This is a genomic window from Corynebacterium suranareeae (assembly GCF_002355155.1).
Lineage (GTDB): Bacteria > Actinomycetota > Actinomycetes > Mycobacteriales > Mycobacteriaceae > Corynebacterium > Corynebacterium suranareeae.
Genome location: NZ_AP017369.1, coordinates 1287543 through 1310002 on the forward strand (window position 1 = coordinate 1287543; position 22460 = coordinate 1310002).

The window sequence follows — 22460 nt, forward strand, 5'->3', positions numbered from 1 at the left end:
GTTTGATCTATGACTATTCAGATTCTAAGGGTGGCTTTTGCCTTTGTGGGCATCATCGTCGGTGCTGGTTTCGCATCAGGCCAAGAAGTTATGCAGTATTTTGTGGCTTTTGGCGTGGACGGAATATGGGGTGTTGTAGTTTCCGCAGTGATCATGTCAGTGATGGCGCTGATCATTTTGCAATTAGGCAGCTACTTTAATGCAGGCGAACATGGAGAAGTGTTTCGTCGTGTAAGCCATCCAGTATTTTCCAAAATTTTAGATATTGGTGTGGTGGTGACGCTATTTTCTACCGGTTTTGTCATGTTCGCAGGGGCTGGATCCAACTTGAACCAGCAGTGGGGTCTGGACTTGTGGATCGGGTCAGTCATCATGGTGCTGTTGGTTCTAGCAGCAGGCATGTTGGATGTAGACAAAGTCACCACAGTAATCGGTGCGATTACACCATTTATCATCATTTTCATCACGGTGGCATCAATCTACACATTGGTTGAAGGCAATTTCAGCCCAGTTGATCAGCTTGATACCGCAGCTAAGGAAGTTGGCACCACTTTGCCGCACTGGGTGGTAGCTGCGGTGAACTACGTAGGTTTTAACCTCATGGTCGCCGTATCAATGGCAGTGGTTATTGGCGGCTCCATGTTCAACCCACGGGTTGCAGGACGCGGTGGGCTAGTCGGTGGTTTGATCTTGGGTTTCTTGATCATCATCAGCGCATTGACCCTGTTTGCAGCTGTTGAAAAAGTAGGCCAAGACGATATGCCAATGCTGACCATTATCAACCAGCTGAGCCCATTTGCTGGACAAATTATGGCGGTGGTTATCTATGGAATGATCTTCAACACGGCACTGGGAATGTTCTATGCGCTGGGCAGGCGAATTACTGCGAAAAATCCTAAGCGATTCCGTCCGGTATATGTGCTTACGGTTCTGATTGGTTTCGTGCTCAGTTTCGTGGGCTTTAAGAACCTGGTGGGCTATGTTTACCCTGTGCTGGGTTACATCGGATTGCTTTTGATCGGCGTGATGATGGTGGCGTGGGTTCGTGGACGCGTGCGCATTTACAGGGAAGCTGATCGCCGTATGCGTATTGCGGATCTTTTGCAGATCGGTCACGATGGTGCGCTGAGTGAGGCTGAGCGTGCGGTGCTTCACCAGGAAATCCAAGATTCAAACTTGGATGAGGAACAGATTAAAGCAGCGATGAAGAAATAGAGGAGTTATTCAGCTGGAACAAGCTCAACTGTGCTGGCATCAGCCCAGGTAAGTTCGATGCCTTTGGAGCGTAGCCACTGCATGGGATCGTCACCGTGGCGGGTAATTCCTTCGACTGCATTTAATGTGGCATCGATTGCTCGTTCGGCGTCGTCTGCAGTGATAAGTCCTGCAGATGTTGCTGCTGCGAGTTCATCAATATCCATGACGGTGACGGGCTCCCCGCACACTGAGATGAGATCTACATAAAGGTCGCGGGTGGTCCAAATATTGTCTTCTACACGGATTTCAGCAACATCAATGTAGTAATCCTGGCGTTCATCTACACCTTTGCGGAAGTGGAAGATATTTGCGCGCAGCCCAAGATCTGGAAGGAGCCAGCTTTCCAAATATCCAAACTTTGGATGGTTTGCACCGCGTGCCATGTATAGGCCGAAGTCAGTGACCTTGAAAGTATCTACTTCGCGTAGAAAACCCTTGGGATCGGTATTGATTGATTCCGCAGTGTTGAAGGTTTCCTGTTTTACAGGGTGTAGATCAGTCATTGCTTTTACCTCACATCAAATACGACAGCAGTCGGGATGAAATTACAGTTCGCTGAACCGTTGTCAGTGGATGTGGTGAGGCCACCTGAAAGGGACGCGACAATAATGCCACGCCCTGTATCTGCCACACCAGAAATCGTAGAAGGACCGTCAGGGTTAATACCTGTATTGCTCAAAGTGGTAGAGCCGTGGGTGAAATTGCTTAGGTTTGCCCATTGAACCGTCATTGCGGTGTTTTGTTGCTCTGCCAGTGGGCCAGTTCCAAGTGCTGTAAACACGAACGAGGTTTGGCCAACTCCTGCTCCAGGAAGTGGAAGATCTGCTGGTCCTGGAACTGCGAAGGCGGATCCCACAGCGGCGGAGTTGCCTCCGATGCAATTTTCAGCGCGTGTTGGCCAAAAGAACTGTGCGATGCGCGGTGCGTTTTCGGGGACTTGGATGTCTCCGCCTTCGCTGTCATCACCGGAGATAAAGCCCAGAGCTGGAGAAACGATATTTTTAATGTCCTGCGGAACCCAAGGTTGATTTACTGTTTGCTCAATTTGTTGGCGCAGTTGTTCATTTGGGCGTCCCCATTGGTCGACGGGAAGTCCGCTGGAGAGGTTAGAAGAGGCGTTGAAAGCTTGCTCAACCGGTGTGACAGCCGAAGCTACCGGGGTTGCCGGGATTGCTACGGCTAGAGCTGCAGCGACTGCGAGGAGTCGGGGAAGTGTCTTTGTCACTTGAGTTTTACTTACCTTTCAACGGGACAATTCTTCGAGTCGGAGGAAACAACATTAGTCACATGAGCAACTGAAGTTAACTTCTTTTCCTCCTGTCACATTAATCGCAGAATATTTGCTGTCAATAAGAATTAAGGTGAACTTCTAGTTTTCTTTAATCCCAAATTCAGATTTCACGGCAAACAGCAACTAAAAACTTCGCCTTCTTGATCGGTTTGTCGCTCCCCGAGACCGATCCGTTACAAAAATTCGCGCAAGAATAGTTAAAAATCCATAAAAGTATGGAGATTTGCCTCACAATGTGCGGAAACTGCGCTAATGCGAGTACAGTGATAGCGTTCTAAAACAATGGACTCGATTTTACGATTTGTTTTAACGCAGTCCTCCATATTTCTTTATCCGGCAGGAGAATGCCCCCAGTGACCCACCCAGAGTTTCGTAACGTAGCGATCGTCGCGCACGTTGACCACGGAAAGACCACACTTGTTAATGCCATGCTCGAGCAGTCTGGCGTATTCAGTGACCACGGTGAAGTAGCCGACCGTGTGATGGACTCCGGTGACCTGGAAAAGGAAAAGGGCATCACCATCCTTGCCAAGAACACCGCTATCCGTCGCAAGGGTGCAGGCAAAGATGGCAATGACTTGATCATCAACGTCATTGACACCCCAGGCCACGCTGACTTCGGTGGCGAGGTTGAGCGTGCACTGTCCATGGTTGACGGTGTTGTCCTTCTCGTTGACGCATCCGAAGGTCCATTGCCTCAGACCCGCTTTGTTCTTGGTAAAGCACTTGCTGCAAAGATGCCAGTGATCATTGCAGTGAACAAGACTGACCGCCCAGATGCCCGCATTGATGAGGTTGTAGAAGAAGCACAGGATCTGCTCTTAGAGCTTGCTTCTGCACTTGATGATGAAGAAGCAGCAGCGGCAGCTGAGCAGCTTCTTGATCTGCCAGTTCTTTACACCTCCGGTCGTGAGGGTAAGGCTTCTACTGAAAACCCAGGTAACGGAAACGTTCCTGATTCCCCAGATCTTATGCCTTTGTTCGAGACCCTCTACGAGGTTCTTCCAGAGCCAACCGCAGAGATCGATGCACCGCTACAGGCTCATGTCACCAACCTTGACTCTTCCACCTTCTTGGGTCGTATCGGTCTGGTCCGTGTGCACGCAGGTACCTTGCGTAAGGGCCAGCAGGTTGCTTGGATTCACTACGATGATGAGGGCAACCAGCACACCAAGACCGCTAAGATTGCGGAGCTTCTCGCTACCGTTGGTGTGACTCGTGTTCCTGCAGAAGAAGTTGTCGCAGGAGACATCGCAGCTATTTCCGGCATTGAGGACATCATGATTGGTGATACCCTCGCGGATCCTGCAAACCCAGTTGCTTTACCTCGCATTACTGTTGATGAGCCAGCACTGTCCATGACCATTGGTGTGAACACCTCACCAATGGCTGGTCGTGGCGGCGGAGACAAGCTGACTGCACGTGTGGTTAAGGCTCGTCTTGAGCAGGAGCTGATCGGTAACGTTTCCTTGAAGGTGCTGCCAACTGAGCGTCCAGACGCTTGGGAAGTTCAGGGCCGTGGTGAAATGGCGCTGTCCATTCTTGTTGAGACCATGCGTCGTGAAGGCTTCGAGCTCACTGTTGGTAAGCCACAGGTTGTTACCCAGACCATCGATGGCAAGCTGCACGAGCCATATGAAATCATCGTTATCGATGTCCCTGCCGAGTACCAGGGCAATGTCACCCAGCTGCTGGCTACCCGCAAGGGTCTCATGCAGACCATGGCCACTACTCCTGGTTCTGACTGGATCCGCATGGAATTCCGCATCCCAGCTCGTGGCCTGATTGGTTTCCGTACCCAGTTCATGACTGAAACCCGTGGTACCGGTATCGCTAACTCCTACTCTGATGGCATGGACGCTTGGGCTGGTGAAATCAAGGGCCGTGCTCATGGTTCTTTGGTTGCAGACCGCTCCGGCCAGATCACCGCTTATGCTTTGACCCAGTTGGCAGACCGCGGAACCTTCTTCGTTGAGCCAGGCACCGAGACCTACGAGGGTGTCGTTGTTGGTTCCAATAACCGCGAAGAGGATATGGACATCAACCCAACCAAGGAAAAGAAGCTCACCAACATGCGTGCAGCTTCTGCGGATACCACCGTGACTTTGGCTAAGGCTCACTCCTTGTCACTTGATGAGGCTCTTGAGTTCTGTGGTTTTGATGAGTGCGTTGAAGTTACCCCAGATGTGCTGCGCATCCGCAAGGTCATTTTGAATGCTACCGAGCGTGGTCGTGCACGTTCCCGCGCGAAGAACTTGAACAAGTAAATCTTTTTAAGTTCGCTTGGCCCGCTGTGTCCTTTGGATGCAGCGGGCCAGTAGTATTTTGGGGGTGAGATTAAGGTTCGGAATTCTAAGTGTTGTTGCATGCACCGTTTCTTTGGTGGCATGTCAAGCTAATCCAGGTCCAGCACCTGTTGAGGAGCCAACCACTGCAACAACCACGGCTACGACTACCACAACGGTGGAGGAAGAGGCCCCCAAGCAGGATCGAGAAACCATCAGCATTGGCATTGATCCGATCCGCAATGGTTTTAATCCACATTTGCTCTCTGATGATTCGCCGTTGGTTCGCGATATTGCCTCGTTGGTTCTACCGAGCGCCTTTGATGGCAATCAATTAAATACCGATCTCTTGGATAATGTTGAGCAGGTAGACGATCTAACGGTCAGGTATACCATTGCGCAAGAAGCCCAGTGGAGTGATGGTACTCCGATTACAGGCGCTGATTTTGAGTATCTACGTAAATCTATTGTGGCTGGATCAGGCACGCTGAATGAGACGGCGTACTCGTCGATTTCTAAAATTGAGACCTCCGGCGGCGGAAAAACGGTAGATGTGATTTTTAGTCAACCGATTGCTGATTGGCATGTGCTGTTCCAAAACTTATTGCCTAGTCATTTGATTGCTGGTGGCTCTACATTCCAGACAGCGTTTTATGATTCGATTCCAGCTTCCGCTGGCCGCTATATGGTTCGTTCGATTGACCGGCAGCGCGGGGTGATTACGTTATCGCGCAATGATCGTTTCTGGGGTGAAAACCCGGCACATGTGGAGATGTTGCAATTTAATACTGTGGCATCGCCGTCACGGGCGGGGGAGTATCTGCGCACAGGGCAGAGTTCGTTTATGAATCTCACCCCGCAGGAAACACTGGTAGACACGCTTAATCTGGTGCGAAATACTGACGTGCGGGTCTCAGACACCACGCGCACGCTCGAGCTGGTCTTCAATGCCGAAGCGCTGGCTCCGGCACAGCGCGCCTACCTGACTTCGCTTATCGACGTCCCCCTCACCGCCCGTCTAGCCGGCGGGCGCAGCTCAAACCTAGGGGTGGCTGAAACGGTGGAGGCGAGCGTCGACAAGCAAGAAATACCTGCACTGCGATTGGCGGCGGACCCTGCCGACGATGCTGCATTGGCAGCTGCGCGGGCGATCGTCGATATGCTGGCTGCTGATGGGATCAAGGCTCAAGTCGTGACTACGGACTTGAGTTCGGCGATTGCTGGGGATTTTGATGCGGTTGTGGCATGGACTCGAAATGCCACGGATTCGGTAGCTTTAGCGGATCGGTTGGCGTGTGGCGTGAATTTGGCAAAGTGGTGTGCTGAAGACACCACCGAATACATTAATGGTGTTTTAGCTGGCGATATTCCTTTTGATGCTACATGGGAGCAGCAATTTAATGCCAGCAATCACCTGCGGGTTCCGATCCTGCGGGAGACGCGGGTAGAGGCGAAAAACAACGGTATCCTAGGGGCTGCAGATGGTTGGCCGGGCGGAATTTCAAGTGCGGCAAGTTGGAGGAAAAATGATGTGGAACAATGATCTGTCGGGTGCCCGAGTGGTAGCAGTCCACGCGCATCCTGATGATGAAGCAATCACAACGGGTGGTGTGCTGGCGGATCTTGCAGCTCGAGGCGCAGATGTCACGGTGATTACGTGCACTTTGGGGGAACAAGGTGAAGTGATCGGTGATACGTTTGCGCAACTTGTCAATGGGGATGCAGATCAGCTTGGTGGATTTAGGATTCATGAGCTGTATGCCTCTTTAGAGATTTTGGGTGTGCGTGGCATTCATTTGGGTGGCGCTGGTTGTTGGCGTGATTCAGGAATGGTGGGGGATCCTGCAAATGAGCATCCTCGTGCGTTTATTCACTCGGGTGAGCGTGCAGTAAACCAGCTGCGTGAGTTGCTTGAGCAATTGCGTCCGCATTTGTTGATCACCTATGGGCCAGATGGAGGGTATGGGCATCCTGATCACATTCGCGCGCACGAGATTACGCATGCAGCAGCCGGAGATACCCCGAGGATTTTGTGGGCTGTCAGCGATCGTAAGGAGTTAGACGAAGGCCTCGAGGCAATCACTCAGACCCCTGATGGTTGGGGCGCTGGAGAGCTTGCTGCGGTTGATTCTGTTGATCTGGCTGTTGAACTCAGCGATGAGGTATATGCCAAAAAGGTTGAATCTATGCGCGCTCATGCTACTCAACTCTGGATTGCAGATGGATCTATATCCCGTACCAATCCAGTTGCTGCGCATGCCGCCACTAGCCAAACAGGAGTGAAAGTGTGGGCGCTGTCGAATTTGATCGCGCAGCCCATTATGCGCCACGAACACTATCAACTAGGCCACGGCGTTCCACTGCCAGAGGGAGCCACGGGAGTGCTCGACGGACTGGAGTTCTGACATAGTTATGGCAGAATCTGAACAGGTTCGGAACAAGAGTTTCATTCACCAAAATCCCGGTCGGGGAGAGGTGTTTGGTGGGCTATTTTGGCTCAGTTTAGGGGCACTCATTTCGGTGCTTTTAGAGGTAATTTATCTAGGCACTAGAGTTACTTTTCCAGGTGGAGTTTCCCTCGCTGTGCCCTACACAATCGTCATTGCATTCTTGTTCAATATGGTCTTGACCAGGACTTCTATGCTGTGGACCGATCATTGGCTTGCAAAATTCACGCCACTTATGGTGTGGATCGCAGGCTTTATGGCGTTGCTTGTGTGGAGCGTGGTTGTAGGGGATCAATTAATACCGAATAATATTCGCACAGTACTGCTACTTTTTGCTGGTTTTTCCGGCGGAATTTGGCCTGCGGTTAGGGGGAAGTAGCATAATAGGCCTACAGCTTCACCATTTTGACCCCATATTTATTAGCCTCTCAAGTTCTCAGGAGTAAACGAAAACCCATGACCTACACAATCGCACAGCCCTGCGTTGACGTTATGGATCGTGCCTGCGTTGAAGAATGCCCGGTTGACTGCATCTACGAGGGTAAGCGCTCGCTGTACATCCACCCGGATGAGTGCGTGGACTGTGGTGCATGTGAGCCTGCTTGCCCAGTTGAGGCAATCTTCTACGAAGACGATGTTCCAGACGAGTGGATCGATTACAACGATGCCAACGCTGCATTTTTCGACGATCTGGGCTCTCCAGGTGGTGCAGCAAAGCTTGGTCCACAAGATTTTGATCACCCATTGATCGCTGCGTTGCCTCCTCAGGCATAATCGAACGCATGACCTCTCGTACCCCGCTTGTTTCTGTTCTTCCTGATTTTCCGTGGGATTCGCTCGCCGGCGCAAAAGCTAAGGCCGCGTCGCACCCGGATGGAATTGTTAATCTTTCTGTTGGAACACCGGTTGATCCGGTCGCGCCCAGCATTCAGATAGCGCTCGCAGAAGCAGCGGGGTTTTCGGGTTACCCACAAACCATCGGCACCCCGGAACTCCGCGCAGCCATTAAGGGCGCGCTTGAGCGGCGCTACAACATGACAAAGCTTGTCGACGCCTCCCTCCTCCCCGTCGTGGGCACCAAGGAAGCCATCGCGCTGCTGCCTTTCGCATTGGGCATTTCCGGAACCGTGGTTATCCCCGAAGTTGCCTACCCAACGTACGAGGTAGCAGTGGTGGCTGCAGGGTGCACTGCGATGCGCTCGGATTCATTGTTCAAGCTTGGCCCGCAGATCCCAGCGATGATGTTTATCAATTCACCATCGAACCCCACTGGCAAAGTATTGGGCATTCCGCACTTGCGCAAGGTGGTGAAGTGGGCTCAGGAAAACAACGTGATCCTAGCTGCTGATGAATGCTACCTGGGTCTTGGTTGGGACGATGAAAACCCACCAATTTCCATTCTGGACCCACGTGTATGCGATGGTGACCACACCAATTTGATCGCGATTCATTCGCTGTCTAAAACCTCAAACCTTGCTTCCTACCGTGCGGGCTACCTTGTGGGTGATCCAGCTTTAATTGGTGAGCTCACCGAAGTGCGAAAGAACCTCGGCTTGATGGTTCCATACCCAATCCAGCAGGCCATGATCGCGGCTTTAAACGATGATGACCAAGAAGCCGGACAGAAGCTTATTTACGCGAAACGGCGCGCCAAGCTGATGCGTGGTCTGCTGGAATCAGGTTTCCGTGTGGACAATTCTGAAGCTGGACTTTACCTCTGGGCAACCCGCGATGAGCCTTGCCGTGATACCGTAGATTGGTTCGCTGAGCGGGGAATTTTGGTAGCACCAGGAGACTTCTACGGTCCTCGTGGCACCCAACACGTGCGTGTTGCCATGACTGAGACCGATGAACGTATCGATGCCTTTGTTTCTCGCCTGGGCTAAACACGACTAAGCTTATTTTGTTTAATTTTGTTCGTTGTTGAACTTTGTCCGTTGTTGAAAGAGGCCATTTGAATTCCAAGCAAAAAACCTGGGGTAGTCGATTTTTGAGGGCTTCCAGGCAGTTCATCAAGTTTGGAATCGTTGGTGGCTCTGGAACGCTGGTTAACCTGGCGGTAGCGGCGTTGTCTAAGAAGATAGCTGGATGGACCGTTGGCATTCATGAAAGCGATGCTTTTATGAACTTGCTTGGCTCCTCATTCCACATCCGTTGGTATCACGTGTTCATGACCATTGCGTTCCTTGTGGCTAACACGTGGAACTACCAGCTCAACCGCATGTGGACCTTCAAGACAGCAACGATCGTGTCCTGGTGGAAAGGTTTTTTCCCCTTCCTTGCAACTGGTCTTGTGGCGTTTATAGCTAGCCAGGTTGTGGCTACACTGCTAATGAATGAAACATCACCAATTGCCTTGTCGTCGGAGCTCTTTGATGATTCAACAGGCTTCCGTACTAAGTTCTATTGGGCGTTGGTGATTTCCATCTTTGTCTCCATGCCAGTGAACTTCATTGTGAATAAGTACTGGACCTTCAAGAAGCCGAAAACAAGAGTGGTTCTGGAATCTGATCCGGTTTAGTCCAAAAGACCCATATTAGAACAAGGATTTGCGTCCAATTCAGTGTTCTAATATGGGTTTTCTTCAAATCTAACAATCGAATAAAGGTTCGAATAAAAAGGTTGTAGGTGTCCACCCCATAAGGCACCATGGCAGTAGAACACATGACATCCAGGGGGAATCATGATCCAAGAAATCTACTTCAGCCACAACAACCCACACGACCCATACGCCCACTACACCACCGACATCAACCGCGACACCCACCAACTCTGGGTCACACTCACCACCGACTCAGACAACATGGACGCAGACTCCTTTATCACCGAAGTCATCCGCATCACCGGCTTCTCCCGCCACGAAGTCAACAACGGCCTCAACGCTATGGCCGCCATGACCAACCTCCCACACTTGCGTGCTATCCAAGAACGCTACTTCTTCCTCAGCATCCGCTACCTTTCCTCCATCATGGTCGCCGTCGCCAAAGCAGACCCTGCCCTATGGGAAGAACTCGACCTACGCATCACCGACGCTTTAACCCCAGTCACCAACGGCGAAGTGATGATCCAATCCTCCACCCTGGCAAAACGTATCGCCACCTGGATCAAAGAACTCGACCCAGAAAGCACCAACACCACCCCACAGACCGAGGACTACGTCAAAGTCACCACCACCGATGACGCCACCTATGTCCGCATCAAAATCAGCGGCCATGACCGCCACCTACTCAATGACTTACTGAACAAGCTTGCCGAACAGGAGATGGACCTACCTGAAGCATTCATGGCGTTTATCACCAGCCAAATGGACGTGAAGATCACTAAGTATCTCTATAGCCCTCATCATCATCCTGAGCAGCTGTGGTCACCTGATGATGGTGATATTGATCCTAAGGCCTATGCTCATGCGACCTTGGTGTGCACCAAGGATCTGGATGAGGTGGCAGAGCGTACGGAGAAGTCCTACACCCCGAGTGAGAAGATGAAAGCCCTAATCAGGGCGAGGGATGGGCATTGCCGCTTCCCAGGGTGCTGTGTCCCTGCGAGTAAGTGCCAAGTCGACCACATCATCCCGTGGGACCAGGGCGGCCCCACAGCAGAGTGGAACCTGCAGTTGTTGTGCCAGCGGCATCACAATATGAAAACCGATCACCGCTATGAGGCTGAGGCTAATGGGATGGCGGAGATTAAGTGGATCGGGCCGATGGATGTCCCAGCGATCACCAGACCTGCGGGACCTTTGGTGAAGCAGATGCCGAGAGGGATCTGGGGTCAGTTGCTGCGTGATCGTATGCAGGCTCGGTTTGAACGCCTCCGCGACCACGCACTCAACAAAGAAGACTAGTTGGCGTGCAACTCAGAGTTAAGCTCAATCACCTTGGAGTTGGGCACTGCTACAACTTGACCACTAACTGAGTCACGCCTGAAAACAAGACCGTTTGAGCCAGCGAGGGAGGAGGCTTTCACGAGGGAGCCGTCGATAAGCACTTTCGTGCCTGCAGTGATGTAGAGGCCGGCCTCGATGATACAATCGTCGCCCAGCGGAATGCCGCAGCCGGAGTTGGCGCCGAGCAGGCAGCGCTTGCCTAGTGAAATAACATGCTGCCCGCCACCGGATAGGGTACCCATGATGGATGCGCCGCCACCGACGTCGGTGCCATCATCGACGGTGACACCTGCGGAGATACGGCCTTCGACCATGGAAGCGCCCAGCGTGCCAGCGTTGAAGTTCACGAAACCCTCGTGCATAACGGTGGTGCCTTCTGACAAGTACGCTCCAAGTCGGACGCGGTCTGCATCACCGATGCGCACACCCGAGGGAACCACGTAATCCACCATGCGTGGAAACTTGTCGACGCTATAAACCGTCACTTGGCCCCGGCGTGCCAGGCGGGCGCGGGTCAGCGCGAAACCTTCGACCGCGCATGGGCCGAAGTTAGTCCACACAACGTTGTTCAAAAGTCCAAAAATTCCGTCAAGGTTGATGGTGTGAGGGCGGAAAACTCGGTGGGAGAGAAGGTGCAGGCGCAGCCAAGCATCATAAGCATCGGCAGGAGCAGCTTCGGTGTCGATCGTTGTTGTCACGATCTTGCGGGTGACGTTTCGGTCTTCGTCAACGCCTTCAAGAGCTTTAAGCGCATCCTGATTGGTGGTCCCGATTTTTGGGTACCACACGTCCAGGACGTCGCCAGTAGAGGTCAGTGTTGCAATTCCGGTTGCGGAAGCAGTAGTCATGACCTACAGAATAATTTCTATCGCACGATCAGTTCAAGTCGGATGGTGTGCGGCCACCACGTAGTGGACTATTTACTGTGGCAAAAGACAACAGCACTAAGAATCCATAAACAATAGCAACGGAGTAAACCTGGTTGCGTGAACCTGCATCGCCGAGCATGAGGATCACCAGCCCAGCCAGCAGCACCAAGGTCAGGATTCCGAGCCAAGGGTGAGCCCACATCCGCACAGTAGAAATTTCACCGTTTTCTTGGATTTCTTTGCGGAGTTTCAACTGGGATAACGCGATCATTGCCCAAACAACAAGCAGGCAGCCACCTACGGCATTGAGAAGGAAATCAAGCAACCCAGCTGGATTCCAGTACTGCAAACCTACGGATACGAATGCGAAAAACATGGAAAGCAGCACAGCATTGGTGGGGACATTGCTGGTGCTGAGTTTTCCAAAGATTCGTGGGGCATCTTGTCGATTAGACATGGAAAACACTAGACGTGAGGTTGCATAAATTTGGGCGTTGAAAGCAGAAAGCAACGCGAGAACGATAATTGCTTCCATAAAACCAACGACGCCAGGGATATTCGCCATGGACAAAATTTGAGTAAATGGTGAATCTGCAGCTGTGTCTGCACCAGTGATGCTCTCGAAAGGCATAAGGAAAGTAATCACCAAAACAGAGCCCAAATAGAACACTGAGATTCGCCAAATAACTGCGCGGACAGCAAGGGAAATAGCTTCGCGAGGTTTATCTGATTCTGCGGCAGCAATGGTGACAATTTCAATACCGCCGAATGCAAAAGCCACCGCGAGCAAAGCAGCGGCAACTCCCGAAAGTCCATTTGGCATGAAACCATGATCACCGATGAAGTTAGAAGTTCCGACAAAAGTAGTGCCTGGCAGCAATCCAAAAATTAATGCGATGCCAATGATAAGAAACGCGATGATCACCGCAACTTTGATGAACGCAAACCAGTATTCAAACTCACCAAAGCCACGCACAGCTGCAAGGTTGACGACAGCGAAAAATACAACACAAACCAACGAAGGAATCCAGGGGTCAACACCAAACCACGCACCCATGATGGCAGCTGCACCGGTCATCTCTGCGCCCATCACCATGATGAGCATGAACCAATACAGCCAACCCAGGGAGAATCCAGCCCAGTGGCCAAAGGCGTCTTCGCCGTAACGTGAAAATGATCCTGAAGCGGGACGTGCAGCAGCCATCTCGCCGAGCATCTGCATGACAAGCACAACGATCGCGCCGGCGATGATGTATGCCACGAGCACGGCTGGGCCTGCCGCGCGGATACCCACGCCAGTGCCGAGGAACAAACCGGCACCGATTGCGGAGCCAAGTCCCATCATTGTGAGGTGGCGGGTCCGAAGTCCGGTTCCCAGCCCTTCATTAGATGTGGATGAAGTAGTTTTGGTGGAAGCCATTCTTCAACCGTAAACCCACATGCTACTAGTTATGAAAACAGGTTAGGGTTTTTGGCGTGCAACTGGCTCGTGGTATCCCGTTTCGCGCTTAATCGACCAATTGGACTGGCCTTCGATTGAATTAACGGTTCGGTATTCTTTTGCGTCGGCAAACCAAATGGGGGTATCGGAATCTAGCACAATGTTGTTTCCGATTTCGCAGTTATCACCGAGACTGACGCCGATGATTCCTGAGCTCACTCCGAAGTGGCAGTTTTTGCCAATGGTCAATTGCAGGCGCCTACGCTTCTCATCCCTCGGTGACATGATGGTGGAGGACAATCCAATTTCAGAACCTTCACCGATGACGACTCCAGAACTTAAGCGCCCTTCAATTTTGGCAGCACCTATTGTGCCGGAGTTAAACGATACAAAACCTTCACGAAGCACTGATGTGCCAGGAGCAAGATACGCTCCGAGACGCACACGCTTTGCTTCGGAAATGCGTACACCAGGAGGAACAACATAGTCGACCATGCGTGGAAGTCGGTCTACGCAATACACGTGGATTAATCCTCGGGAGCGCAAAGCTCCGCGGACCCATTCAAAGTTTTCTGGCAGACACGGACCCTTGTTTGTCCATACAACATTGGACAGCAGCTCTAGGGCATTTTGCATATGCATTTCATGCGGCCGAACTAATCGGTGAGAGAGCAAATGTAAACGCAGGTAAACATCGTGAGCGTCGACTGGTGGTTGGGCAAGATCTGGAATGATGGTGCGAACCGCAACTTGCTCGACCAGTCGATCTTGATCGAGTTTGACTAATTGCAGCATTCGCGGTGTGAGCTCATTCGCACCAAGCCGCGTGGTGCCTACCGCGAGTGGGTATCGCTCGGCCCATTGCTGAGGGTTGAAAATCTGAGGTTCTGGATACCACGTATCCAGGACTGTTCCATCCATAGCGATGTTTGCAATGCCAATTGCTTGGGCTCCACGAACATTTTCACTCAATTTTCTCGACCGCTTCCCTAAAGATTTGTAGGCTTATTCCCGTGGATTTTCATTCGACCTTTGAACCTAACCTTGAAGAACCTAAGCTAGATCTTCTCGGCGATCCGATTACTCTGACGCAACGTTTGGTAGATATACCGAGTCCGTCGGGTCAGGAAAAGCAGATTGCAGATGCGATTGAAGGTGCACTTAGATCTCTAAATCTACCTGGTGTAGAAGTCTTCCGCTTCAATAACAATGTTCTTGCGCGCACCAACAAAGGTATGTCATCCCGAGTGATGCTTGCAGGTCACATCGATACAGTGCCCATTGCAGATAACCTTCCGAGCCGAACGGAAAATGGCATCATGTATGGCTGTGGCACGGTGGATATGAAGTCCGGTTTGGCTGTGTATCTGCATACTTTTGCCACGCTGGCTTCCAGTCCGGAACTTAAGCATGATCTTACGATGATTGCGTATGAGTGCGAGGAAGTTGCCGATCACCTCAACGGTTTAGGCCATATTCGCACTGCACACCCCGAGTGGCTTGAGGCTGATTTGGCCTTGCTCGGCGAGCCCACCGGTGGCTGGATTGAGGCTGGTTGCCAGGGCAATTTACGCATTAAGGTCACAGCTCATGGGGTGCGTGCGCATTCAGCGAGAAGCTGGCTTGGTGATAACGCGATGCATAAACTATCTCCGATTATCGCTAAAATTGCTGCCTATCAACCCGCAGAAGTCAACATTGATGGCTTGACCTACCGGGAAGGTCTCAACATTGTATTTTGTGAGACTGGTGTTGCCAACAACGTCATTCCAGATCTTGCATGGATGAATATCAATTTCCGTTTCGCACCAAACCGCGATCTCAATGAGGCAGTTGAGCACGTAGTCAGCACGCTTGAGCTGGACGGGTTCGACGGTATTGAATGGGCCGTAGAAGACGGGGCAGGCGGCGCCCTTCCGGGCCTGGGGCAGCAGGTGACAAGCGGGCTTATCGACGCGGTCGGCCGCGAAAAAATCCGCGCAAAATTCGGATGGACAGATGTGTCACGATTTTCTGCGATGGGAATTCCCGCGCTTAACTTTGGTGCAGGGGATCCAAGCTTCGCACACAAACGTGATGAGCAATGCCCGGTGGAACAAATCACGGAGGTGGCTGGAATCTTGAGGCGTTACTTGAGCGCATAGTTGTGATCGGCGCTATCGTGGTATTTCCCCACAAATTTTGAGGAAGGAAATATCAACGATGGCTCCTAAACAAACTCCTAGTCCAGAGAAAAACCGCAACCTGGTGGGCCCAGTTTTGCAACGTCGCCAAACTGAGGGCACCTTTGACCAGCGTCTTCTAGAAATGCGTGCTGACCATGATTGGAAGCATGCCGATCCATGGCGTGTGTTGCGCATTCAATCTGAGTTCGTGGCGGGGTTTGATGCACTTCATGAAATGCCAAAAGCAGTTACAGTTTTTGGCTCGGCTCGCATTAAAGAAGATCACCCTTATTACAAAGCTGGTGTAGCGCTTGGTGAGAAGCTGGTGGAAGCTGATTATGCTGTTGTCACCGGTGGTGGCCCAGGGCTGATGGAAGCTCCAAACAAAGGAGCATGCGAGGCCAATGGACTTTCGGTCGGGCTTGGAATTGAGTTGCCTCATGAGCAACACTTAAACCCCTATGTAGATCTGGGGCTTAACTTCCGGTATTTCTTCGCACGTAAGACGATGTTCTTAAAATACTCCCAGGCTTTTGTGTGTTTGCCTGGTGGCTTTGGCACCTTGGATGAGCTGTTCGAGGTGCTGTGCATGGTTCAAACAGGCAAGGTAACTAACTTTCCCATTGTGTTGATTGGCACGGAGTTTTGGGCGGGGTTAGTGGAGTGGATCCGCAGCCGCCTGGTTGAGGAAGGCATGATTGATGTAGCTGATGTAGATCGCATGTTGGTTACCGATGACCTTGATGAGGCCGTTAAATTTATTGTCGATGCGCACGCTGGATTGGATGTAGCGCGTCGCCATAATTAAGCAGTGGCTACATTAGGTGTTATGAGTTCTTTGCCGGTCATCATGGCCATCGTCAATCGCACCCCGGATTCTTTCTATGACAAGGGTGCGACATTTGAGGACACCGCTGCGCTTAAAAGGGCAGCAGAAGTAATTGAACAAGGTGCAGGCATTGTCGATATTGGTGGTGTGAAAGCCGGGCCTGGTGATTTCGTATCTGCGGAGGAAGAAATTGAGCGGGTAGTGCCAATTATCGCTGCGGTGCGTGAACGTTTCCCAGATATTGATATTTCTGTGGACACGTGGCGTGCCTCTGTGGCAGATGTGGCCGTTCGCAACGGTGCGACGCTGATCAATGATACTTGGGCAGGCCATGATCCTGAGTTGGTGCAGGTAGCAGGCCAAAACAAGGTGGGATATGTCTGTTCTCATACCGGGGGAGTGATCCCTAGGACCAGGCCTCATCGAGTGCATTTTGATGATGTTGTTGCCGATGTGATTTCTGAAACCACAAAGTTAGCTGAGCTAGCAGTTGCAGCCGGGGTGCCAGAGAGGCGGGTGTTTATTGATCCGACTCATGATTTTGGCAAGAACACTTTTCATGGACTTGAACTTTTGCGCAGGATCGATGAAGTGGTGGCAACAGGGTGGCCGGTGCTCATGGCGCTAAGTAATAAGGATTTCATTGGGGAAACCTTGGATAGGGGCGTCGATAAGCGTGTTTCTGGCACGCTTGCGGCCACTGCCTGGGCTGCGGCGCGCGGGGTTGCGGCTTTTCGCGTGCATGAGGTGGCAGAAACCTTTGATGTGTTGCAGATGACTGCGGCGATTATGGGCGATGTGCAGCCGTTAAACACCATTCGGGGGCTTGCGTGAGCTCGGTGAGCGTGGTGATACCTGCGCTTAATGAAGCCCCAACCGTAGCCAAGGTGGTGGAAGCGGCACTAGCTGATGAACCTTTAGAAGTGCTGGTCATTGACGCCGATTCGACAGATGCAACCGCTAGCCAAGCAGCCGGGGCAGGTGCCACCGTGCTTAATTGGCGCGAGATTATCGATAGCGAACCAATTCCAGGCAAGGGTGAATCACTCTGGCGCGGCGTTGCAGCAGCGCGAGGAGACATCGTGGTGTTTGTTGATGCCGATCTCACCAGCTTCCGCCCAGGCATGGTGAAAAAGCTTGTTGCCCCTTTCCGAAACGATGACATTCACCTGGTCAAGGCCGATTATGTGCGTACATTTGGTGATCATACAACAGGGGGTGGACGCGTTACTGAACTCACCGCAAAACCGCTACTTCGACTCCTGTTTCCTGAGCTAAGCCACATCCGCCAGCCGCTCGGCGGCGAGTATGCAATTCGACGCAGCACCGCACTGGGCTTGCCGTTTGTCGCCGGGTACGGCGTCGAAGTGGGTTTGCTTATCGACGTCTCCCGCCAATTTGGCACCTCGTCTATCGCTCAAGTAGACCTCGGTAGTAGAAGTCACAACCATCAATCCTTAGAAGCGTTGGGATCTATGGCAGATATTGTGGCGTCAACTATTTTGCAGCGACACGGCCATGATCTTCCGGTGGTGCAGCGTGAACCACTAGCAATCTATTAGACTTGGCAATCATGCTGACCTGGATAATCATGATCATTGTGTTGCTGGCGCTCATCGTGATTTTCACCTGGGGTTTTGCCAAGCTTTTCGGTCGGGGTGAACAAACCCAGCCACTGCCGGATAATGATGAGATCGTTGAGCACAACCGGCAAGCGGTAGGGGATGGAAATATCGATAACATCATGTTCGACACTGTGATGCGTGGATATCGCCAAGATCAGGTGGATGATGTGATCGCTCACTTAAAATGGCAGGTAGATTCCTTAAACGCTCAGCTTGATCAGGTTCACTTGCGGGCAAAAAATTCTGAAACCGGCTAAAATGGTTTGGTAGCCGCGTTAAGTCGCGGATTTTATTGTTGTGAGGAGATGGAATCAATATGGCAGCTATGAAGCCTAGGACCGGAAGCGGACCAATGGAAGCGGTTGAGGAAAGTCGCAAGATTGTCATGAGGATTCCATCAGATGGCGGCGGGCGTCTGGTTGTGGAATTGAACAAGGAAGAGGCAGCCGAGCTTGGTGCTTTGCTGCTGGAGGCATCCAAGTAGTTACTTGGTAAACGTCCTGGGTAGTATTTGTTTAACCATCCACCTCAAGGAGTAATACACACGTGCTTTCCCACATCATTGATGTCCTCGCTGACCCTATCGATGGCACCCCGCTTTCAGGGGCCGATGATTTTTCACGGTTGGTGTCTGAATCTGGGCATTCCTACGATGTTGCTCGACAAGGGTATGTAACCCTGGCTGGTGGCGCAGGACTGCGTTACTCAGGCGATGATGCGCAAATGATCGCTGACCGGGAAACTTTCCTTTCGGGCGGTCACTTTGCTCCATTCGTGGAAGCAGTTACTGAGCATGTTCAAGATGTTGTAGAACACGCTGAATTAAGCGACGATGCCCAGCCTGTTGTCTGTGAAATCGGAGCTGGAACAGGCTACTACCTGTCCCATACCCTTGACTCAGTGGTGGGATCACGTGGCATTGGTATTGATGTTTCGGTGCACGCCGCAAAGCATTTGGCTAAATGCCACCCTCGAGTTGGTGCAGTGATCGCCGATGCGTGGGCGCGTTTGCCCATCGCAGACGCTTCAGTTGACGCGATTACTGTAATTTTCGCGCCCCGCAATGCGGCAGAGTTTGCCCGCATCTTAAAGCCAAAGGGACAGGTGATTGTGCTCACCGCAGACACCGGTCACCTAGCGGAACTGCGTGAACCACTGGGCATCATTGATGTTGAGGCCGGCAAAGTGGATCGCATGATTGAACAAGCAGCAGGTCACCTAAAACCAGTTGGTGACAGTGACCTTGTTGAGTTTGAAATGATGTTGGATCAGCAGTCCATTGCATCGCAAATTGGTATGAGCCCGTCTGCCCGCCACATCAAACCTGAGGCGCTAGCAGAGCGGATCGCTGCTCTTCCAGAGCAGATGAAAGTAACAGCCCGGGCTAAGATCACCAGGCTGGAACGCATCTAGTTTTTGTTATCTCACTGGTCCTTCGTGAGGTTCGTTTTCATCGAACTCAGTAAGATCAGTGAGATCATCTATATCTAGAGCAACTGAACTGAAATCATCGGGGAAGTGCGTTTCTTGGCGCACAATTGTTGCTCCACCTGTGGTGGTGACGTTGAATTCCTTGAAGGGGCCGTTGTTGAAATACACGCGGCTTGCCATGGACACATAGCCACCATCTGCGAAAACCTCAACGGTTGAGCCGTCAATCACGATGAACAGTGAATCGGTGTCGTCGTCGGTGAGCGGTGCAATGGCATGAGGATCACCAGCATGATTTGGGTTCATGGATCGATCAATAACTAGTTGGTTATGGCGGTGAGTGATCGTTGCTGCGATCTCACCTTCTTGATCTAACAAAGCGACTTCAACGGCACTGGTGGATGGGATCTCACACAGCCCTGTCCAACCGGCTGCTGATTCAGATTCATGAATGGCATCCAAGAGACCTTCAGGTGGGGTTTGGAATACGGAGCCGTCTTGCAGCGTGACGAGGCGGGGGAAAGAAATGGTATTTGCCCAGCCTTCTTCCTTCCAACTGAGATGTTGGGTGGGAGTATCCAAACGCCCCACGCCGTTCATCAGGCCAAAGATGTGTGCGTAGTCGTAATCAATGGTGGATTCTGCATAGTTGGTGTTGCGGGGCCTGGAGAAATCGTGCCCAAAGTCAATTCGGGTAAAGGGTGTTTTTACATCAAATTCTGATCCATTGAGTTGACCCACGAGGTATCCAGAAATATCAATGCCATCTTGTTCAATGGTGACCATTAAAACGTCATAGATTTCATGGTCCACTTCATCTCGTAGACGTAGCATGCGTGGAGCTACCAATACTTCATCAGCTTCCAGACCAGAAAGACCATTGAGGGTAAGTGGTCCAACGATGTCCCATTCGCGGCCATCGGCGGAATCTAAAATGACCACGGTTGGGGCTTCCACTGGGCCTGTGACAGCCAGCATGAGCCACCCAGAGTGGCCTTCATCCCTGTTGCCTTGGTTTTCCCACCCTGGAATCACGCAAGGGGAGCGGAACTTAACATAGCCGTCAGTGTTTCCTACGACCTCACCAATGCGGGAAACATCCGGATCGAGTTCTAGCTCGTCTTCATTGATGAACTCAGTGGTGCCACGAATATCATTGATGTGCGCCAGCTGGATTGTAGAAGTAGGGCCGACAACAGAGGTGAAATACAGATCTACGCCACCGTTGTTAGCCACCACGGAACCAGCGCGAACCTGGGTTTCATCGCCTTCTGGGGCTAGAACATCGTCGCAGATATCCCACACAAAAGGAGTGCGTTCAGCAAATTGGTGTGCCCAGCGTGGTCCATGCTCAGGGGAGGGACGGTACTGGTGGAAGAAATGCCATGTGTTGCCGTCCAGCAGAACTCCTGCGGGTGCAAACAAAACGCCACTTTCAGCGGTGATGTGTAGTTCTGGCCGGTGATGCCCGGAAACGTTCGCCATCTCTTAATTGACCTGCCTTCATCTAAAACTTCAATTCTCAAGGATGTCTTGGTCTCTAAAGTAGCGTTTTCATCACAGGCAGGTGGATAACCCCAGTTGAAAGCCGGTTAACCCCGATGAGTTAAGCCGGAGTGAGGTTCTCCGGCTTGAACTTTTACATCAAGGATTTATACACATCAATGGTTTGCTGGGCGATGGTTGCCCAGGAAAATTCATTGATGGCGCGTTCACGTCCAGCGAGTCCAAACTTGGCGGCTTGCTCGCGGTCGGAAACCATTTTATTCACGGCCTCTGCGATGTCGCGTTCAAAGGTTTCGACATCGTTTTCATCGTAGTGAACCAGGGTTCCGGTGGAGCCATCGACAACCACCTCAGGAATGCCACCGACATCAGAAGCAACGACAGCAGTGTTGCAGGCCATGGCTTCAAGATTCACGATGCCCAGTGGTTCATAAATGGATGGGCAGACAAAAGTATCAGCAGCGGTGAGGATTTCCTGGATCTTGTCTTTGCTCAACATATCTTGTACCCAGAAGATGCCGTCACGTTTTGCTTGGAGATCCTCCACCAAAGCGGTGGTACGAGCAGCGATTTCGGGGGTGTCTGGCGCGCCGGCGCAGAGCACTAACTGGACGGACTCGTCGAAAAGCGCTGCTGCTTTGATGAGGTGCTCGACGCCTTTTTGGCGCGTGATGCGGCCGACGAATGCAACGATGGGGCGCTGCGGATCCACACCGAGTGCGCGCAGAACAGAATCTTCTGCGTCATCAAAAGTGGGACGTGGCTGCCATAGTTCGGTATCAATGCCGTTGAGGACAACCCGCACATTGTCGGGCTCAATGCGAGGATAGGCCTTCAAAATGGAATCTTTCATACGAGCCGACACCGCAATGACCGCATCTGCGTATTCCATGGCATTTTTTTCAGACCAGGAAGAAACCTCATAACCGCCGCCAAGCTGCTCGCGCTTCCACGGACGATCAGGCTCTAACGAGTGCGCAGTGGCAACGTGAGGAATGCCGTGAAGACGAGCTGCAAGGTGCCCACCAAGACCTGCATACCAAGTATGGGAATGCACAACATTTACGTTGTTTGCTGCCTCGGCCATGCGCAAACCAGTAGACAAAGTCTTAATCGCTGGATTGGCATTGTCCAAGGCAGGATCGACGCCGTGGACAAAAACCCCGTCCATATCGCGTGGTGCACCCATGCAGTGCACATCCACTTCGGTGATCTCACGCATGAAACGGGTTAGCTCCGTAACGTGCACGCCTGCGCCACCATAAACCTCTGGCGGATACTCTCTTGTCATCATTCCGACTCTCATAGTTCCAAAGATTAGCTTTCTAAAAACAGATGCGCAGCGATACCGACATGGGGGCAGTAAAAGGGGCTACTAAGTGTGCCCTGATTCAAGGTTTAGGCAATTTGTTAGTCAGCTTTCATGCG

23 protein-coding genes are annotated in these 22460 nt (G+C 51.8%); 16 read left to right on the forward strand and 7 right to left on the reverse strand.

All coding sequences use genetic code 11. The features are described 5' to 3' along the window. Positions 1-9: 9 nt before the first annotated feature. Positions 10-1215, forward strand: coding sequence for a YkvI family membrane protein (locus N24_RS06180; RefSeq protein ID WP_096455261.1), 1206 nt, complete (start codon positions 10-12; stop codon positions 1213-1215). A gap of 5 nt (positions 1216-1220) precedes the next feature. Here N24_RS06180 and N24_RS06185 read toward each other — a convergent pair whose 3' ends face one another. Then, a complete protein-coding gene (locus N24_RS06185) occupies positions 1221-1760 on the reverse strand; it encodes a DUF402 domain-containing protein (protein ID WP_096455263.1) in 540 nt (179 codons plus the stop codon). A gap of 5 nt (positions 1761-1765) precedes the next feature. After that, the gene (locus N24_RS06190; RefSeq protein ID WP_096455265.1) at positions 1766-2482 is read right to left on the reverse strand and encodes an Rv1157c family protein; all 717 of its coding nucleotides are present in this window, start codon (positions 2480-2482) and stop codon (positions 1766-1768) included. A gap of 419 nt (positions 2483-2901) precedes the next feature. Between N24_RS06190 and typA the strand changes: the two genes are divergently transcribed. The 8 genes from typA to N24_RS06230 all read left to right on the forward strand — a co-directional run bounded on the left by typA (position 2902) and on the right by N24_RS06230 (position 11124). After that, on the forward strand, positions 2902-4815 hold the full coding sequence (gene typA, locus N24_RS06195; protein WP_096455267.1) for a translational GTPase TypA: 1914 nt from the start codon (positions 2902-2904) through the stop codon (positions 4813-4815). 115 nt (positions 4816-4930) lie between these two features. Further along, positions 4931-6376: an ABC transporter family substrate-binding protein gene (locus N24_RS06200; protein ID WP_231910917.1), complete on the forward strand. Its 1446-nt coding sequence runs from the start codon at positions 4931-4933 to the stop codon at positions 6374-6376. Beyond that, a complete protein-coding gene (gene mshB, locus N24_RS06205) occupies positions 6363-7238 on the forward strand; it encodes an N-acetyl-1-D-myo-inositol-2-amino-2-deoxy-alpha-D-glucopyranoside deacetylase (protein WP_096455269.1) in 876 nt (291 codons plus the stop codon). Before N24_RS06200 ends, mshB begins: the two co-directional genes overlap by 14 nt. 7 nt (positions 7239-7245) lie before the next feature. Beyond that, positions 7246-7659 (forward strand): hypothetical protein, encoded by a 414-nt coding sequence (locus N24_RS06210; RefSeq protein ID WP_096455271.1) that lies wholly within the window; start codon positions 7246-7248, stop codon positions 7657-7659. Positions 7660-7736: 77 nt separating this feature from the next. Then, complete coding sequence (gene fdxA, locus N24_RS06215) at positions 7737-8054, forward strand: ferredoxin (protein WP_096455273.1); 318 nt, start codon at positions 7737-7739, stop codon at positions 8052-8054. An 8-nt stretch (positions 8055-8062) separates the two neighbouring features. Then, positions 8063-9166: a succinyldiaminopimelate transaminase gene (dapC, locus tag N24_RS06220; RefSeq protein WP_096455275.1), complete on the forward strand. Its 1104-nt coding sequence runs from the start codon at positions 8063-8065 to the stop codon at positions 9164-9166. A 68-nt stretch (positions 9167-9234) separates the two neighbouring features. After that, a complete protein-coding gene (locus N24_RS06225) occupies positions 9235-9801 on the forward strand; it encodes a GtrA family protein (protein WP_167382047.1) in 567 nt (188 codons plus the stop codon). 162 nt (positions 9802-9963) lie between these two features. Then, positions 9964-11124, forward strand: coding sequence for an HNH endonuclease signature motif containing protein (locus tag N24_RS06230; RefSeq protein WP_096455279.1), 1161 nt, complete (start codon positions 9964-9966; stop codon positions 11122-11124). Here the strand turns inward: N24_RS06230 and dapD are convergent. The 3 genes from dapD to N24_RS06245 are packed head-to-tail and all read right to left on the reverse strand — an operon-like array spanning position 11121 to position 14448. Further along, positions 11121-12014: a 2,3,4,5-tetrahydropyridine-2,6-dicarboxylate N-succinyltransferase gene (gene dapD, locus N24_RS06235; protein WP_096455281.1), complete on the reverse strand. Its 894-nt coding sequence runs from the start codon at positions 12012-12014 to the stop codon at positions 11121-11123. The two genes, N24_RS06230 and dapD, sit on opposite strands and share 4 nt — an antisense overlap. A gap of 28 nt (positions 12015-12042) precedes the next feature. Then, complete coding sequence (gene aroP / locus N24_RS06240; protein WP_096455283.1) at positions 12043-13455, reverse strand: aromatic amino acid transport protein AroP; 1413 nt, start codon at positions 13453-13455, stop codon at positions 12043-12045. 42 nt (positions 13456-13497) lie between these two features. Then, on the reverse strand, positions 13498-14448 hold the full coding sequence (locus tag N24_RS06245; RefSeq protein WP_096455285.1) for a DapH/DapD/GlmU-related protein: 951 nt from the start codon (positions 14446-14448) through the stop codon (positions 13498-13500). A gap of 41 nt (positions 14449-14489) precedes the next feature. On the opposite strand from N24_RS06245, the gene dapE reads away from it, so the two are divergent. The 7 genes from dapE (at position 14490) to N24_RS06280 (ending at position 19508) form a co-directional block, all read left to right on the forward strand. Continuing rightward, entirely contained in the window at positions 14490-15620 is a 1131-nt protein-coding gene (gene dapE / locus N24_RS06250) for a succinyl-diaminopimelate desuccinylase (RefSeq protein ID WP_096455287.1), read from the forward strand. Positions 15621-15678: 58 nt separating this feature from the next. Further along, entirely contained in the window at positions 15679-16449 is a 771-nt protein-coding gene (locus N24_RS06255) for an LOG family protein (protein ID WP_096455289.1), read from the forward strand. 21 nt (positions 16450-16470) lie between these two features. Continuing rightward, a complete protein-coding gene (folP, locus tag N24_RS06260) occupies positions 16471-17304 on the forward strand; it encodes a dihydropteroate synthase (RefSeq protein ID WP_096455291.1) in 834 nt (277 codons plus the stop codon). An 11-nt stretch (positions 17305-17315) separates the two neighbouring features. Next, entirely contained in the window at positions 17316-18032 is a 717-nt protein-coding gene (locus N24_RS06265) for a glucosyl-3-phosphoglycerate synthase (RefSeq protein WP_197702428.1), read from the forward strand. Positions 18033-18043: 11 nt separating this feature from the next. Then, positions 18044-18352 carry a DivIVA domain-containing protein gene (locus N24_RS06270; RefSeq protein ID WP_096455295.1) on the forward strand — a complete coding sequence of 103 codons (309 nt, stop codon included), beginning with the start codon at positions 18044-18046 and terminating at the stop codon, positions 18350-18352. A gap of 59 nt (positions 18353-18411) precedes the next feature. Further along, entirely contained in the window at positions 18412-18579 is a 168-nt protein-coding gene (locus N24_RS06275) for a DUF3117 domain-containing protein (RefSeq protein WP_096455297.1), read from the forward strand. 62 nt (positions 18580-18641) lie between these two features. After that, positions 18642-19508, forward strand: coding sequence for a methyltransferase domain-containing protein (locus tag N24_RS06280; RefSeq protein WP_096455299.1), 867 nt, complete (start codon positions 18642-18644; stop codon positions 19506-19508). Positions 19509-19514: 6 nt separating this feature from the next. Here N24_RS06280 and N24_RS06285 read toward each other — a convergent pair whose 3' ends face one another. After that, the gene (locus tag N24_RS06285; RefSeq protein WP_096455301.1) at positions 19515-21011 is read right to left on the reverse strand and encodes a glycoside hydrolase family 32 protein; all 1497 of its coding nucleotides are present in this window, start codon (positions 21009-21011) and stop codon (positions 19515-19517) included. Between the two features lie 154 nt (positions 21012-21165). Continuing rightward, positions 21166-22338, reverse strand: coding sequence for a glycogen synthase (gene glgA, locus N24_RS06290; protein ID WP_167382048.1), 1173 nt, complete (start codon positions 22336-22338; stop codon positions 21166-21168). Between the last annotated feature and the right edge of the window lie 122 nt (positions 22339-22460).

Bases quoted from the DNA above. Each gene is read 5' to 3' on its own strand.
- aroP (WP_096455283.1), bottom strand. From the start codon at position 13,455: ATGGCTTCCACCAAAACTACTTCATCCACATCTAATGAAGGGCTGGGA.
- glgA (WP_167382048.1), bottom strand. From the start codon at position 22,338: ATGAGAGTCGGAATGATGACAAGAGAGTATCCGCCAGAGGTTTATGGT.
- dapC (WP_096455275.1), top strand. From the start codon at position 8,063: ATGACCTCTCGTACCCCGCTTGTTTCTGTTCTTCCTGATTTTCCGTGG.
- N24_RS06275 (WP_096455297.1), top strand. From the start codon at position 18,412: ATGGCAGCTATGAAGCCTAGGACCGGAAGCGGACCAATGGAAGCGGTT.
- N24_RS06185 (WP_096455263.1), bottom strand. From the start codon at position 1,760: ATGACTGATCTACACCCTGTAAAACAGGAAACCTTCAACACTGCGGAA.
- dapD (WP_096455281.1), bottom strand. From the start codon at position 12,014: ATGACTACTGCTTCCGCAACCGGAATTGCAACACTGACCTCTACTGGC.
- mshB (WP_096455269.1), top strand. From the start codon at position 6,363: ATGTGGAACAATGATCTGTCGGGTGCCCGAGTGGTAGCAGTCCACGCG.
- N24_RS06230 (WP_096455279.1), top strand. From the start codon at position 9,964: ATGATCCAAGAAATCTACTTCAGCCACAACAACCCACACGACCCATAC.
- N24_RS06285 (WP_096455301.1), bottom strand. From the start codon at position 21,011: ATGGCGAACGTTTCCGGGCATCACCGGCCAGAACTACACATCACCGCT.
- N24_RS06180 (WP_096455261.1), top strand. From the start codon at position 10: ATGACTATTCAGATTCTAAGGGTGGCTTTTGCCTTTGTGGGCATCATC.
- N24_RS06210 (WP_096455271.1), top strand. From the start codon at position 7,246: ATGGCAGAATCTGAACAGGTTCGGAACAAGAGTTTCATTCACCAAAAT.
- N24_RS06255 (WP_096455289.1), top strand. From the start codon at position 15,679: ATGGCTCCTAAACAAACTCCTAGTCCAGAGAAAAACCGCAACCTGGTG.
- folP (WP_096455291.1), top strand. From the start codon at position 16,471: ATGAGTTCTTTGCCGGTCATCATGGCCATCGTCAATCGCACCCCGGAT.
- N24_RS06270 (WP_096455295.1), top strand. From the start codon at position 18,044: ATGCTGACCTGGATAATCATGATCATTGTGTTGCTGGCGCTCATCGTG.
- fdxA (WP_096455273.1), top strand. From the start codon at position 7,737: ATGACCTACACAATCGCACAGCCCTGCGTTGACGTTATGGATCGTGCC.